This is a genomic window from Gemmatimonas sp., from assembly GCF_027531815.1.
Lineage (GTDB): Bacteria > Gemmatimonadota > Gemmatimonadetes > Gemmatimonadales > Gemmatimonadaceae > Gemmatimonas.
This window is the reverse complement of record NZ_JAPZSK010000006.1, coordinates 1-14,096: the sequence shown is the minus strand read 5'-3', so window position 1 is coordinate 14,096 and position 14,096 is coordinate 1. Positions and strand designations below refer to the sequence as shown.

At 67.8% G+C, this 14,096-nt stretch carries 15 protein-coding genes, 3 tRNA genes and 1 pseudogene; 18 read left to right on the top strand and 1 reads right to left on the bottom strand.

Annotation, left to right across the window (positions count from 1 at the left end; all coding sequences use genetic code 11):
* Positions 1-5 precede the first annotated feature (5 nt).
* The 8 genes from rbfA (at position 6) to O9271_RS07595 (ending at position 7,002) form a co-directional block, all read left to right on the top strand.
* Positions 6-422: a 30S ribosome-binding factor RbfA gene (rbfA, locus tag O9271_RS07630; protein ID WP_298267905.1), complete on the top strand. Its 417-nt coding sequence runs from the start codon at positions 6-8 to the stop codon at positions 420-422.
* Between the two features lie 14 nt (positions 423-436).
* Positions 437-1,369: a tRNA pseudouridine(55) synthase TruB gene (gene truB, locus O9271_RS07625; RefSeq protein WP_343213880.1), complete on the top strand. Its 933-nt coding sequence runs from the start codon at positions 437-439 to the stop codon at positions 1,367-1,369.
* Positions 1,366-2,319 carry a bifunctional riboflavin kinase/FAD synthetase gene (locus tag O9271_RS07620; RefSeq protein ID WP_298267903.1) on the top strand — a complete coding sequence of 318 codons (954 nt, stop codon included), beginning with the start codon at positions 1,366-1,368 and terminating at the stop codon, positions 2,317-2,319. The genes truB and O9271_RS07620 overlap by 4 nt, the downstream gene beginning before the upstream one ends.
* Positions 2,320-2,396: 77 nt before the next feature.
* On the top strand, positions 2,397-4,076 hold the full coding sequence (secD, locus tag O9271_RS07615) for a protein translocase subunit SecD (RefSeq protein ID WP_298267901.1): 1,680 nt from the start codon (positions 2,397-2,399) through the stop codon (positions 4,074-4,076).
* A 7-nt stretch (positions 4,077-4,083) separates the two neighbouring features.
* Positions 4,084-5,100: a protein translocase subunit SecF gene (secF, locus tag O9271_RS07610; RefSeq protein ID WP_298267900.1), complete on the top strand. Its 1,017-nt coding sequence runs from the start codon at positions 4,084-4,086 to the stop codon at positions 5,098-5,100.
* 4 nt (positions 5,101-5,104) lie between these two features.
* Complete coding sequence (locus O9271_RS07605) at positions 5,105-5,911, top strand: TatD family hydrolase (RefSeq protein ID WP_298267898.1); 807 nt, start codon at positions 5,105-5,107, stop codon at positions 5,909-5,911.
* Between the two features lie 38 nt (positions 5,912-5,949).
* A complete protein-coding gene (locus O9271_RS07600; RefSeq protein ID WP_343213887.1) occupies positions 5,950-6,339 on the top strand; it encodes a RidA family protein in 390 nt (129 codons plus the stop codon).
* Between the two features lie 15 nt (positions 6,340-6,354).
* Entirely contained in the window at positions 6,355-7,002 is a 648-nt protein-coding gene (locus O9271_RS07595) for a hypothetical protein (RefSeq protein WP_298267893.1), read from the top strand.
* Between the two features lie 22 nt (positions 7,003-7,024).
* Here O9271_RS07595 and O9271_RS07590 read toward each other — a convergent pair whose 3' ends face one another.
* Positions 7,025-7,786 (bottom strand): UDP-2,3-diacylglucosamine diphosphatase, encoded by a 762-nt coding sequence (locus O9271_RS07590; RefSeq protein WP_298267891.1) that lies wholly within the window; start codon positions 7,784-7,786, stop codon positions 7,025-7,027.
* Between the two features lie 84 nt (positions 7,787-7,870).
* Between O9271_RS07590 and O9271_RS07585 the strand changes: the two genes are divergently transcribed.
* The 10 genes and pseudogenes from O9271_RS07585 (at position 7,871) to O9271_RS07540 (ending at position 13,572) form a co-directional block, all read left to right on the top strand.
* Entirely contained in the window at positions 7,871-8,320 is a 450-nt protein-coding gene (locus O9271_RS07585; protein ID WP_298267888.1) for a thioesterase family protein, read from the top strand.
* Positions 8,317-10,080: a peptidylprolyl isomerase gene (locus O9271_RS07580; RefSeq protein WP_298267884.1), complete on the top strand. Its 1,764-nt coding sequence runs from the start codon at positions 8,317-8,319 to the stop codon at positions 10,078-10,080. Before O9271_RS07585 ends, O9271_RS07580 begins: the two co-directional genes overlap by 4 nt.
* Positions 10,077-10,772 carry a hypothetical protein gene (locus O9271_RS07575; RefSeq protein ID WP_298267881.1) on the top strand — a complete coding sequence of 232 codons (696 nt, stop codon included), beginning with the start codon at positions 10,077-10,079 and terminating at the stop codon, positions 10,770-10,772. Before O9271_RS07580 ends, O9271_RS07575 begins: the two co-directional genes overlap by 4 nt.
* A gap of 16 nt (positions 10,773-10,788) precedes the next feature.
* Positions 10,789-11,283 carry an LPS assembly lipoprotein LptE gene (gene lptE, locus O9271_RS07570; RefSeq protein ID WP_298267878.1) on the top strand — a complete coding sequence of 165 codons (495 nt, stop codon included), beginning with the start codon at positions 10,789-10,791 and terminating at the stop codon, positions 11,281-11,283.
* A 17-nt stretch (positions 11,284-11,300) separates the two neighbouring features.
* Positions 11,301-11,765: pseudogene (rfaE2, locus tag O9271_RS07565) on the top strand (D-glycero-beta-D-manno-heptose 1-phosphate adenylyltransferase); the annotation flags it as partial.
* Complete coding sequence (rph, locus tag O9271_RS07560) at positions 11,758-12,513, top strand: ribonuclease PH (protein ID WP_298267872.1); 756 nt, start codon at positions 11,758-11,760, stop codon at positions 12,511-12,513. The pseudogene rfaE2 and the gene rph, both read left to right, overlap by 8 nt.
* A gap of 59 nt (positions 12,514-12,572) precedes the next feature.
* Positions 12,573-13,217, top strand: a complete 645-nt coding sequence (locus O9271_RS07555) for a non-canonical purine NTP pyrophosphatase (protein ID WP_298267869.1) — start codon at positions 12,573-12,575, stop codon at positions 13,215-13,217.
* 33 nt (positions 13,218-13,250) lie between these two features.
* Positions 13,251-13,324: transfer RNA gene (locus O9271_RS07550), tRNA-Pro, on the top strand.
* A 65-nt stretch (positions 13,325-13,389) separates the two neighbouring features.
* Positions 13,390-13,463: transfer RNA gene (locus tag O9271_RS07545), tRNA-Arg, on the top strand.
* Between the two features lie 37 nt (positions 13,464-13,500).
* A tRNA-Lys gene (locus tag O9271_RS07540) sits at positions 13,501-13,572 on the top strand.
* Positions 13,573-14,096 lie beyond the last annotated feature (524 nt).

Sequence of the window (14,096 nt, the reverse complement as noted above, 5' to 3'; positions counted from 1 at the left end):
GCACCATGGGCGAACCGCGGCGTCCCGACCGCGTCGCCGAAGCGATTCGTGAACAGGTCGCGACCTTCCTGGCGGAAGGCGCGAAGGATCCACGCATCAAGGCGTTCGTCACCGTGACGGCGGTGGATGTAACGCGCGATCTTCGGCACGCGACGGTCTTCGTCAGCCTCATGGGCGACGAAGCCGAGAAGAAGTCCACGACGGAGGGGCTGGCCAGCGTGGCCAGCCACCTGCGCTCGGTGCTTGGCAAAACGCTCCGGCTGCGATCGGCTCCGGAGATCCACTTCCGTACCGACGAAAGCGTGGCGCGCGCGTCGCGCATCGAGAGTCTGCTGGCGCAGATTCGCGATGAGCGCGATCAGCGTGAGCAGGAACCAACGGGCGACGACGCCACCGCCGCCCCGGGCGCGCCGGAATCCTGACCGTCGACGCGCCCGTGTCGGTGGGGCCACCGTCACCGCCCTCGCCGCTCACCTCCGGCTTGCTCTACGTTGACAAGCCGGCCGGTTTGTCCTCGCATGATGTCGTGAGCGTTGTACGCCGTGCGGCGCGCAGCCGGCGCGTGGGCCATGCCGGCACGCTCGATCCGTTCGCCACCGGTCTGCTGGTGCTCGCGATCGGCCCCTGTACGCGCCTGCTGCCGTACCTCGTGGGAGAACCCAAGGTGTACGAGGCCGTCATCCGCTTCGGCCACGAGACGGACAGCGACGACGCCACGGGTGTGCCCACGCGCACGGCATCGCCCCCCCCAGTCGAGTGGCTCACCGAGATGGGCAACGCCGTGCGCCGTACCGCCGAGGCTGGCCTCACGGGGCGCATCGCGCAGATCCCACCGGCATTCTCCGCCAAGCATGTCGATGGGGTGCGCGCGTACGCCCTGGCCAGAAAGGGCAGGCACGTCGACCTGCCGCCCGTTGAGATCGCGGTGGACGGTTGGGAATGGCTGCAGGGCAGCGCCGACCGCCTCCACACCCGCATCCGCTGCGGGAGCGGGACCTACATTCGCGCCCTCGCCCGTGACCTGGGACGTGCGCTGGGCTCTGCGGCCCACTGCGAAGCGTTGCGCCGGGTGGCGAGTGGCCCCGCGCAGGTGGCCGATGCTGTCGCGTGGAGCATGCTGGTGCCCGGTGCCATCGCCGACGGCGCCGTCACGCTGCGGTCACCGCTGGCCGCGCTGGGCGCGGTGGCGCACCAGCCACTCGACGCCGACCAACTGCGCGATCTGCGGCACGGGCGGCCACTGCGCGCCACCGTCGATGGGGAGCGGGCCGCACTGTTGCGTGATGACGAGGTGGTGGCCATGGCCATCCGTACAGGCTCCGACCGTTGGCAGCCGCGTGTGGTCCTGTTGGGGGATAACGCGTCATGAGACCGCTTGGCGAACCGATCGGTCTGCCGCTGGAACATGGCGCCGTGGTCACCGTGGGCACCTTCGACGGCGTACATCGGGGCCATCAGGATGTGCTGGCCACCCTCGTGCGCCGGGCTGCGGAGCAGTCGTTGCCCAGCGTGGTCGTGACCTTCGATCCGCATCCCCTCGAGGTGGTCAACCCGGCCGCCGCACCGCCGCTCCTCACCCTCACCAACGAGAAGCTGGCCATGTTCGCCCAGTCGGGCGTCTCGTATGTGGCGGTCCTCCCCTTCACGCCGCGCCTTGCGGCGCTCGAGGCCGAGCAGTTCGTTGACGATGTGCTGCTGGGCCGGTTTGCCCTGCGCGAACTGCTGGTGGGGCACGACCACGGTTTCGGTCGCGGACGCCTGGGGGACATCGAGGTGCTCCGGCAATTGGGGCGCCGGCGGGGATTTCAGGTCACCGTGCTCCCCCCGGTGCATACGCCCGATGGGCACGCCATCAGCTCGACGGCCATCCGCCGCGCCGTCGCTGGCGGTGACCTGGCGCGCGCCGCATTGGGGCTTGGACGTCCGTACAGCATTTCGGGGCGCATCGTCCGAGGCGACCAGCGGGGGCGTACCATCGGCTATCCCACGCTCAACCTCGAACCCCTCCCCGATCGCAAGCTGCTCCCCCCCGACGGGGTGTATGCCGTGCGGGTCCAGCTGCCGGCCGGCGAGTACGGCGGCATGCTCAACCTCGGGCCACGTCCCACGGTGGGGGACTTCCACCGGCGCATCGAAACGCACGTGTTCGATGCCACCGGCGACTGGTACGGTGCCCACGTGCGTCTCGATTTCGTGGGGCGGTTGCGCGGGACCCGCCCGTTCGCGGGGCTGGGGGCCCTCAAGGCACAGCTGGCCGAAGATGAAGCGCAGGCGCGGGTGGCACTGGCTACCGCGCGACCCGCTGCGCCCCTAAGTTAAGGGGCTTGGCGCACTTCGCGCCGTTTCCCGCGCCTCTCCCCAGGGCGTGCCGACATTCCCTTTGGCCACCGGCATCGATGGCGAACCTGAAGTACCGCGTCCTGCTCATCGTGGGACTCTTCGCGGCCTCTGCATGGGCCCTCTTTCCGCGCACCGTCGTTGAACGGGTGAAGCGCGATGGCGTGTTCGTGTACGACACCGTGCGGCGCGTGCCGCTCAAGCGCGGACTTGATCTGCAGGGCGGTATGCACCTGACCCTCGAGGTGGACGAGTCCAAGCAGGCGGTGGCCAACAAGTCGGAAGCGCTCGATCGTGCACTGAAGGTCGTGCGGCAGCGCATCGACGAGTTCGGCGTCTCGGAACCGGTCGTGCAGAAGGTGGGCAACGACCGCATCATCGTCGAGCTGCCGGGCATCGACGACCCCGATCGTGCGCAGGATGTGGTGCAGAAGTCAGCCTTCCTCGAGTTCCAAATCACCGACGAAACCGGCGCCCTCGAAAAGGCGACGCCGCGGTTCGATGAAATCGCCCGGGCGGCAGGGATCGCGGTCGGCTCGCAGGCCACCGGGACTCCGGCTGCCGGCGATTCTGCCAAGTCCACCTCGGTGACGTCGCTGCTCACGCAGAAGAGCGACAGCGCCCCCAAGGACAGCGCCGCTGTTGCCGGGACCACCGGGACCGACAGCGCTGCTGCCAAGCCGGTCGCCGGGGGCCTCTTTGCCAACAACGTGCAGCCCGGGCAGATCCCCGGACAGTACATCGTCTCCGAGACGGCCTTCCCAGCCATCGATCGCGCGCTGCAGCTGCCGGCCCTCCAGGCCGCCATGCCGCCCGGCAAGGTGATCCGCTGGGGCGTGGTGGACACGGTGGAAACGGGTCCGCAGCGCTTCCGCGCGCTGTATGTCCTCGATGCGCGTCCCATCATTACCGGCGAAGTGCTGACCGATGCCCGCCCCAATACCGACCCGGTTGAGGGCAACGTGGTGCAGTTTACCCTCAACAACGAGGGCGCCCGCCGCTTCAAGGTGGAAACGGGCAAGCACATTCGTGACAACATGGCCATCGTGCTGGACCAGAAGGTCATCACGGCGCCCACGTTGCAGAGCGCCATTGGCCGCAACGGCCAGATCACGCTGGGTGGTGGCACGCTGCAGGCGGCCCAGGACCTGGCCCTCGTGCTGCGCGCGGGCGCGCTGCCCGTGCCGCTCAAGGTGGCCGAGGTGCGCCAGATCGGCGCCAGCCTCGGCAACGACTCCGTCAACAAGGGTATCTTCGCGCTGATTGCGGCCTTCGGGCTCGTGCTCGCCATCATGGTCGTGTACTACAAGCTGTCCGGGGCGCTCGCCGTCGCCGCGCTGATGCTGTACATGGTGTACACCATGGCCATGCTCGCCGGCTTCAACGCCGTGCTCACGCTCCCCGGTCTCGCCGGCTTTGTGCTCTCCATCGGCATCGCCGTCGACGCGAACGTGCTCATCTTCGAGCGTATTCGCGAAGAGCTCGATCAGGGCAAGTCGGTGCGTCTCGCGATCGACGAGGGCTTCCGCCACGCCCTCAGCGCCATCGTCGATACCTCGGCCGCCACCATCCTCTCGGGCATGGTGCTGTACCAGTACGGTACGGGCCCCGTTCGCGGCTTCGCCGTCACGCTCGTGGCCGGCCTCGTGGCCTCGCTGTTCACGGCGATCTTCGTGAGCAAGACCTTCTTCCTGATCTGGTTGAACCGCTCGCGCGGCACCCAGACGCTGAGCATCTGAGGCCGTCATGCTGCGTATCTTCCACAACACCAAGTACGAATTCATCAAGCACTGGAAGCTGGCGGCCGGTCTCACGGTGGCGTTCATCGCCGCGGGGCTCGTGACGTTCGGCATCACCGGTGGCGTGAACTACAGTATCGAGTTCACGGGTGGCACCCTCATGCAGGTGCAGTTCAAGCAGGCACCCGATGTGGCCGTGGTGCGCGGGACGCTCGACAAGGCCGGCATCGCGGGGGCCGAAATCCAGCAGTACGGCGGTCCGCTCGAGTACACCATCCGTGCCCGTGACGAAAAGCAGGTCGAAGCGCAGGCCGCTGGCGCTGAGGGCATCTCCAAGCAGATCCAGACGGCGCTCGACCAGCAGTTCGGTGCCGGCAACGTGAACATCGTGCGCACCGAAGCGGTGGGCCCCAAGGTGGGTAGTGAACTGCGCTCCGGCGCCGCGACCGCCATGCTCATCGCGTCGCTGTTCACGCTCGTCTATCTGGCCATCCGCTTCGATTGGCGGTTCGGCATTGCTGCCGTGCTGGCCACGAGCCACGACATTCTTGTCACGTTCGCGTTCATCAAGCTCACGAACCTCGAAGTGTCGCTCACGGTGGTCGCGGCCATCCTCACGCTCCTCGGCTACTCGGCCAACGACACGATCATCATCTTCGATCGCGTGCGCGAAAACCTGCGCAAGCCGCACAAGGGCATGACGCTGGCGGCACTGCTCGACAAATCGATCAACGAGACGCTGCCGCGCTCCATCATGACACACGCCACCACGCTCCTCGCGACGTTGGCGTTGCTCCTGCTTGCCGGTGAGGTCATTCGTCCGTTCGCGTGGGTCATGGCGTTCGGCGTCTTCATCGCCACGTTCTCGTCGATTTACGTCGCCGGCCCGATCCTGCTCTGGATCGAGTCCAAGTATCCGCGCAACGACGACAGTGCGACCGCCATGGCGGCCAAGGCCGGCAAGGATGCGGCGCCGCCCAGCACCAAGGGCGCGCGTGGTACGGAGCGTCTCGCCGCGCGTTGAACGAGTGAGCGAAACCCCGGCGATCATGCCCGTGGCGTCGTACGCTGACAGCCACGTGCACCTCGCCAGCACGGCGTTCACCGATGAGGTGGACGCCGTCATCGACCGGGCCCGCGCAGCAGGTGCGCGGGCCCTCGTCTGTATCGGCGAATCGCCGGAGGCCGCCGAGCGGGCACGAGCGATCGCCGCGCGATTCCCCGGGCTCGTGCATCACACCTGCGGGCTGCATCCGCATGATGCCGCCCAGTGGGACCCTGCGGTGCATCCGGAGGCCATTCGTGACGCGGTACGGCTTGGTGCCGTGGCCGTAGGCGAGTGTGGACTCGACTACCACTACGATCACGCTCCGCGTGAGGTACAGCGCCGCACGCTGGACGCGCAACTCGCGCTGGCGGCGGAACTCGATCGCCCCATCGTGCTGCATACTCGAGAGGCGGAAGACGACACGCGAGACATGTTGCGGGCGGCGGCCTCTGCCGGGGTGCGCGGCGTGCTGCACTGTTTCACCGGAAGTGCGTCGCTGGCCCTGGCCGGCCTCGACGCGGGCTGGTTCGTCTCGTTCAGTGGTATCGTCACGTTCCGGAACTGGCACGACGAGTCGCTGCTGGCATTGGTGCCCGACGACAGGCTGCTCGTGGAGTCCGATGCCCCGTATCTCGCGCCCATCCCCAACCGTGGCAAGCGCAACGAACCGGCGTGGGTGCCACATACCATCCGGCGACTCGCCGCGGCGCGCGGTAGCACAGCCGAAGCACTGGCGGCACTCACCCTGCGCAATACCCAGCGGTTCTTTCGGTTACCCACCGAGTGACCACCGCCGACCTCTTTCACTCACTCCACGCACACGTCATGAGCCTCGAAATCCTGCACACCGATGATGCCCCCAAGGCAATCGGCCCGTACGCTCAGGCCGTCAAGGCCAATGGCTTCCTCTTCACGGCCGGGCAGATCCCTCTGCACCCCGTGAGCATGGAAATCGTGGACGGGGACGTGGCTGCCCAGACAGAGCAGGTGCTTGCCAATCTGTCGGCGGTGCTCGCCGCTGCCGGGGTCACCTGGGCAGAGGTGGTGAAGACCACCTGCTTCCTGCGTACGATGGATGACTTCGCCGCCTTCAACGCGGTGTATGCGCGCGTCCTTGGCGAGGCGCGGCCCGCGCGGTCGACTGTGGCCGTGGCCGGACTGCCGCGCAACGTGAGCGTCGAGGTGGAACTCGTGGCGGCTCTTCCGACGCGCTGAGGAGTACCACGCCCCATGGCCGACCGCCCCCTCACGCCCAGGCACCGCCACCGCGCGTGCATTGCAGGACTGCTGCTCCTGCTTGCGGTCAGCCCCGGGCGCGGTGGCGCGCAGGCTCGCGACAGCGTGCGCACCGCGGCCGATTCCGCCCGCGCTGCCGCGGCGCCGGCCGTGCGCGCGCCGAACGCGGCCGCTCCCGCTCCTGTAGTACGGCCGCGTGGGCAGTTCACGCCGCCGCTGACACCGCGGCGGGCATTCGTGTATTCCGCCATCCTCCCCGGGCTCGGGCAGTCCCGCCTCGACCGCGGCTCGTCAGGCGCGCTCTTCGCCGCCGTGGAACTGGCCGCACTCGTCATGGTGCGGCGCAGCTCGGCCGACCTCCGGGAGGCGCGGCGCTTTCTCGCCGATTCGTTGCCGCTGGAGTTCACGGTCTCGGGTACCGGCACCGTGCAACGCAGCGGCATCCTCAGCAGCCGCTACGACGACGACCTCATTCGGACGCGGCGCCTGCACGTGGAGGATTGGCTGGCCGTCGTGGCCTTCAACCACCTCTTCGCCGGTGCCGACGCCTTCGTGTCTGCGCAACTCTGGGATCTGCCAATCCGGCTCTCGGCTGCGCCCACCGCCAACGGACCGCTCTTCGTCGCCACGTTGCGCTTCTGAACGGAGCGCACATCCCCGCACCTCAGTGCGGGCGCCCTAACTGTTCGATCAACGAGACGGTGCCGTCGTCGTGCGCTTGCATGCGGGCAGCACGGTCATCCTCCAGTCGCAGGTACTGGTGGTCGAGGTACCACGCCCCGGCGTTGGCATATATGCCGTGGCTGGCCCTCACCAACGTGGGCACGTGCGAATGTCCGTGCACGGTGAGGCGAGGACCGTCGGTTGACGCGAGAGCCGCGGTGCCGACCGCCTGTAACCCGGCGCCTCCATCGCGGGCGCGCCCCTTCCGACTGGTCTTCGAACTGGCGTGTGCAAGCCGCGACGCAAAATCCGGATGCAGCCACGAGTACGCGGCAATCGACCACGGGTGCCGAAGCACACGGCGCAGGCGGCGATACGGTGCGTCTTCGACCTCGCGCAACCCATCGCCATGCGCCAGGAGCGCATCCCACGGCCCGATCAGGCCGCGCCACGGTTCCAGCGTGTACTGGGCCCCGGTTTCGGCCTGGAGCGCCTCGCCGCCCCAGCAATCGTGGTTGCCGCCGATCCAGAGGACCGGGATCTCCTGGTCCGCCAGATCCGCCAACGCCGCCAGCACACGGAATCCTGTCCGCGGCATGACGTGCCGCCAGGCAAACCAGAAGTCGAACAGGTCGCCCATGATGATGAGCGACCGCGCCTGTCCCGGAAGGGCGCGCAAGTGCCGGAGGAGCCGCCGTTCGGATTCCGCCGAGGCGACACCCAGATGCACATCGCCGAGGATATGGCAGGGGGTAGGCAGCACGCAGGCAGTCTAACTCGTTGCCACAGGACCGACAAACCGCGCGATGAGGGTGCGGGACGTCCCGCAGGCTGGCATTTTCCTGCCATGGCTTACGAAACCGTATCGGAACTCCGGGTGCGCTATGCCGAGACCGACCAGATGGGCGTGGTCTACCACGCCAACTACCTCGTCTGGTGTGAGATCGGACGCACCGACTTCATCCGGCGGGCAGGGCGCAGCTACGCCGACCTCGAACGCGACGGCGTGCTGCTCGCGGTGAGCGACGCGTCACTCCGCTTTCGCGCCTCCGCCCGGTACGATGATCCCATTCGCGTTCACACCACACTCACGTCGGTCGGATCCCGGGGCATGACCTTCGCCTATCGTATCGTGCGGGCGGATTCCGAGCAGGTGCTGGTGTCCGCGACCACATCGCTGGTCAGCATGAATCGTGAGGGACGCCCATGCACACTGCGTGCGGACGTGCGCGCATGGCTCGAGGCGGCCATGCGGGGCGGCGAGGCGCAGGACAGTCATGCCGTGGTGTCGTCATGACGGGCGCGAACCGGTGGGGGCGGGCGGTCGTCGTGGCCGCTGTGCTGGTCACGGTCGCGTGCGGGCGACGCGGGGCAGCGGGCGCGGCGGCGGTTCCCGCCGCGGCGCCAGTCACGGCGTCTTCTGCGGTGAGTCTCAGCGCCGATGCTCGCCTGTTGGAGATGGTCGACCAGCGACGTCCCGATACGGCGCTCGTCGATCGTCTGCTCGCCGACACGAGCGCCGCGCGCCGAGCGCGCACGGCGCTGGCGATCGGGCAGGCGCGTATCCGCCTTCGATATCCACGCTTGCGCGCGCTGCTCGTCGATGGTGACACGGCCATTGCCGCCAATGCCGCGTACGCCATCGGGATCGCGCGCGACTACGAGGCGGTGCCGTCGCTCGCGCGCGCCGTGATGGGTGCGCCAGACGCGGTCGCCCGCGAAGCCGCCTGGGCACTGGGGGAAGTGGGCGAGATGGGCCGGGAGGTTATTGTATCGGCGCTCGGCAACGGTGCCCCCAACGCCGTGACACGCAGCCCGGTCACGGCGCGTGCGCCCGCTGTACGCGCCGCGTTGGTGCTGGCCACCTTCAAGCTGCGCGAGGCACCCATCGCGGCGGTGACGCCCTGGCTGCAGGATCCCGCACCCGAGGTGGTACGCGCCGCGGCCTATGTTGTGGCGCGGCTGCGCGCTCCGGCGGGCGTACGCGCGCTCTTCGCCGTGGCGGCGTACAACGACGAGGAGGTGCGGCAATACGCGGCGCGTGCCTTCGCGCGCTCGGCGGCCGGTGACTCACTCGGCGGTCGCGCACGGGAAGCCCTGCGTGTACTCCTGCGTGACGAGAGCGAGCGGGTGCGCATCAATGCCGCGCAGAGCGCCGCCTCCTACGGCCCCCTCATGGCCGATGCCGTCGACTCCCTCTGGAGCGACCCCGCGCGGAATGTGCGCGTCGCCCTCGCGGAGGCCTATGCGGAAGCGGCCGGACGTGATGCTGCGCGCTGGCAGCGGGCGTGGGATGCCGACACCTTGCTGGCCGTGCGTCGCACCCTGTTGTCGCACCTGCGCCGTTCGCAGCTGCCGTTGGCGGCCGGTGTGGAGGCGGAGTGGGCCGGACGTGCCGACTGGCGTTATCGTGTGGCGGCGATTGGCGGTGGAGACCCCGGCAGCATGCTCGACAGTGCGTTGGCGCGCCGGCTGCTGGCAGATGCCGACCCCCGGGTCCGGCGAGAGGCACGGGCCCGCTTGGGTGAGCGCGACACAACGGTGTCGGCGCGGCCCCCGCGCAGCAGCGTGCCCGTCCCGCGGGCACTCGAGGAGTACGAGCGGCTGGTCGAGCGATACTGGCGTACGCCGACACGCCCACGCGCGTTCATCGACACCGACCAGGGCACCATCACGGTCGAGCTGCTCGCCCACGACGCGCCACTCGTGGTGGAAGCGTTTACGCGCCTTGCCCGAGAAGGGAAGTATCGGAACACCATCTTCCATCGGGTGGTACCGAACTTCGTCGTGCAAGATGGCGACATCGCCAGCGGTGACGGAGCACCCGAGCCGCCCTTTTCGCTGCGCGAGAGTTGGTCCCGCCGGCGACACGGGCGTGGTTGTCTCGGCTTGGCCACCGCCGGGCCGGACACCGGGGGCAGTCAGTACTACCTGTGCCATTCCACCCAGCCTCATCTGGACGGCGGCTACACCGTCTTCGGGCAGGTGGTCGACGGCTTCGACGTGATGGACCGCATTGTACGAGGTGATCGGATGCTGCAGGTACGAGTGCCATGACACCGGGTGTGGGCAGGCGGTGGGGAGTGCCGCTGGCATTGGTGCTCGCGAGCACGGTTGGTGGCTGTGTGCCAACGGCGCGTCCTCTGGTGGGGGCGCCAACGCGCGCCGTGCTGCCACCGACCGCCATTTCGACCGTGCCCACGGTCCTGCGCTTCACCTGGCAGTACAAGGACGAGACCTTCGAAGCGAATGGTGACGGTGCGGTGCGCCGTCAGGGGCCGGATCGTGCCCGGCTCGATTTCTTCCTCAGCAACGGCATGGCAGGTGGCTACGCGATATTGGTGGGAGATACACTGACGGTCCCCGGTATTGACCTGGTCAAGCGTATGCTGCCACCAGTGCCACTGCTCTGGGCGTCGCTTGGCCGTCTCGCCGTACCGCCGGCTCGCGATACGGTGGGGCGCATGGATGGCGATACGCTGCGCGCGGATCTGGGCCAGTTGCGCGGGAGCGATGCCTCCGGTGCGGACGGCCGTGCGTGGCGCCTGGCCTTTGCGGGTACGGCACTTACGCGCGTCGAGCGTATTGAAGACGGCAAGGTCATCGAGTGGATGTCTCGGGTCCCGGGGGCCGACGGTACGCTGCGGTTGCAGTATGTTCATGAGCGCGGCAAGCGACGACTCGCCATTGCCGTCTCCGACACCACGATTGTTGAGGCTTTCGATGACGCCATCTGGCGCCGCCGTTGATGCATACCGCTGGCCCATGACACGACGCGCCCTCCTCGGACTCGGCGCCATCCTGTTGTGCGCGGGCTGTTACGGGTTCTCCGGTGGCGGTGGGTTGCCGCGCAATCTCAAGACGGTCGCCATTCAGCCCTTCGACAACCAGACGGCTGCCCCCGAGTTGCAGCGCGAGATCTTCGATCAGCTGCGGACGGTGCTGCGCGACCGCCTCAACTTGCGTGAGGCCCCCGAGGCACGTGCAGATCTCGTCGTGCGTGGCACCATCGTGACGTACGACGTGGACCTGCCACTCGGCGCCGCAGCCGACGCGCGCAATACGGCATCGAATCGTCGCCGCCTGCAGCTCGCCATCGACATCGAAATCATCGAGTCGGCCACCAGCCGAGTGCTGCTGGCCCGCAAGGGACTGTCGCGCGAGGGACAGTATGCTGAGGGGGGCGAGGCGAGCGGTCGCAGGAATGCTCTCGAAAGCATCATGGCGGACATCGTCGAAGGGGTGCAGTCGCAGTGGTAACGCCATCGGCGCCGCGCACGCCGGCGTCCAAGGTCATGGATTGGGAAGCCGCAGCGACATGGCGCCAGGGCCTTGCCGGTCCGGTGGTCTTCACCAACGGCGTCTTCGATCTGCTGCACCCGGGACACATCGACGTGCTCGATGGCGCGCGGCGTCAGGGCGCCGCGCTCATTGTCGGGCTCAACAGCGATGCCTCGGTGCGTCGCCTGAAGGGGCCGACCCGACCCGTGCGCTCGACGGCCGAGCGTGCCCTGGTGCTGGCGGGGCTGGAGTCGGTCGATGCGGTGGTGGTGTTCGAGGAAGACACGCCGCTGTTGCTGGTCCAACGGCTCCTGCCCGATGTGATCGTGAAGGGCGGCGACTACGCGCCGGATACGATCGTGGGCGCCGACATCGTCACCGCGCGGGCCGGACGGGTCGTCGTCATTCCGCTGGTCCCTGGGCAATCCACCACCTCCATCATCGAGAAGCTTCGTGGCTGAATCGTCAACGGCAATCACCCTGCTGCGGCAGGGCCGTCTCAACAATGCGTTGCGTCCGGTGACGCTCGAGCGGGGGGCGGTGGCGTACGCCGAGGGCTCGTGCCTGGTGAGCTTCGGCGGCACCCGGGTGCTCTGTGCCGCGTCGGTGGAAAGCGGTGTGCCGGGGTGGAAGAAAGGCTCTGGTGAAGGGTGGGTCACGGCGGAGTACGCCATGCTACCTCGCGCCACGCGCACGCGGGTGTCGCGCGAGCGCTCGCAGGTCGGCGGCCGGACGCACGAAATCCAGCGACTCATTGGCCGCAGTGTCCGGGCCATGCTCGACGGTTTTGCGTTCGGCGAGTTCACGGTGAAGGTCGACTGTGATGTGCTGCAGGCCGACGGGGGGACGCGTACGGCGGCCATTACGGGAGCGTGTGTCGCGGTGCAGGACGCGTTCGCGTGGATGGTGGCCACGGGGCGGTTGCCCGCCTCCCCGGTTCGTCGCCGTGTGGCGGCCATCAGCGTGGGAGTGATCGACGGGGAGGCACGTCTCGATCTCGACTACGAGGAAGATGTGCGTGCCGGCGTTGACATGAACGTGGTCATGAGCAGCGAGGGGCGGTTCGTGGAGGTGCAGGGGACCGGCGAGCACGGCACCTTTGCGCGCGGTGAACTCGATGCGCTTCTCGATCTCGCGGTCCATGGAATCGGTCAGCTCGATGCGCTGCAGCAGCAGGTGCTCGCCGCGCCGCTCCCGATGCCGGTGTAACGGTGGTGTCGCTCGCGACCACGACGGGGGCGAGGGGCGGGACCGCAGCGTGCCAGATCGTGCTCGCGACACGCAGCGCGGGTAAGCTCCGGGAGCTGGGCCCGTTGCTGGCGACGCACGGTTGGGACGCGATCACCCTCGATGCGCTGGGCGTTGTCGAGTCGGCCGAGGAGGAGGGACTCGAGCAGTACGATCGCTTCGAGGAGAATGCCCTAGCAAAGGCCCGGTACTTTGCCACACTGACGGGTCGTCTGGTGCTCGCCGATGATTCGGGGCTCGCCGTGGAGGCTCTCGGCGGGCGCCCGGGTGTGCACAGCAAACGCTGGTCGGGGAGTGCGTTGCAGGGGGCGGCACTCGATGCGTTCAACAACGCGTACCTGCAGGAACGCCTGCGCGAGGCTGAGGCAGCCGGGCGTTCGTCACGTGCTGCTGCCTACGAGTGTGCGGCGGCGTGTGCATGGCCGGAAGGAGCCGTTGTGGCGCACGGGCGCACGACGGGGCAGGTGCTTTCGGCGCCGAGGGGCACGGGAGGGTTCGGGTACGACCCCTACTTCTGGTCGGAGGAGTTGCAGGCCACCTTCGCCGAGGTGGCCCGCGATGCCAAGGCGGCGGTCAGCCATCGGGGGCGGGCCGTGCGTGCCGTGCTCGCTGACCTCTCGAGTTTTTTTCCGCTGCCAGTTGACCCGACGCCACGGCGGGGATAACATACCCCGCCGCTGGAAGGCGGTGCTGATGTGCGGGGCGTAGCGTAGCCCGGTATCGCGCCTGCTTTGGGAGCAGGAGGTCGCCGGTTCGAATCCGGCCGCCCCGACTCTGCGGTATCAGCGGTTGGTGAGTAGCAGTCAGGTGCCCGAGAGGGTGACCAAGCGTGTGCGGGCGCCAGTAGCTCAGATGGATAGAGCGGCAGCCTTCTAAGCTGTTGGTCGGGGGTTCGAGTCCCTCCTGGCGCGTCTGCTTACCGTGCTCAGCCCAATGGTGTGGGCGTGCGCACCCTTAGCTCAATGGTAGAGCAGCTGACTCTTAATCAGTAGGTTCTAGGTTCGAGTCCTAGAGGGTGCACTTCGCGGCGGTCGCGAAAGCGGCCGCCGCGCTTTTTCTCCTCGCGTGGCGAGCTCGGCTGTATGTAAGGCAGGCAGGCGGGAGGTGACGGATCAGGCAGTCGGTCAGGGCTTGGTTTTGTCGGAGTTCTTTCCGGATAGAGGTTGCGCTTCTCTTTCTGTTTGGCGATTATAGCGACCCTCGTCCAAGCGGCTCGGAGCAGCGGCGGCGGGCCAAGTTTGCTGCGGCTGATGCGACTCGAGCGGTTGAGCGCGCGGCCGGCGAAAAAAGAAGTGAAACAGGCAGTTGACAAGTTCGCTTCAACTTGGTAAATAAAGAGGCTGCCGCCAAAACGGTGGCCATCAAGAAAGCAGGAACTTGTGTAGCCGCAAGCGGTTACGCGCAGGACGGTAGGACGCTATTTGACAACCGAGGAAGAGATCGATGGATGTGCGGGCGGTGTTTATGACCCAGGGCTGATCAGGGCTCTGGCGAGACATCAACCTGAATTTTTGTGATTCCGCGATTAGGAGCTCCGCAAGGGG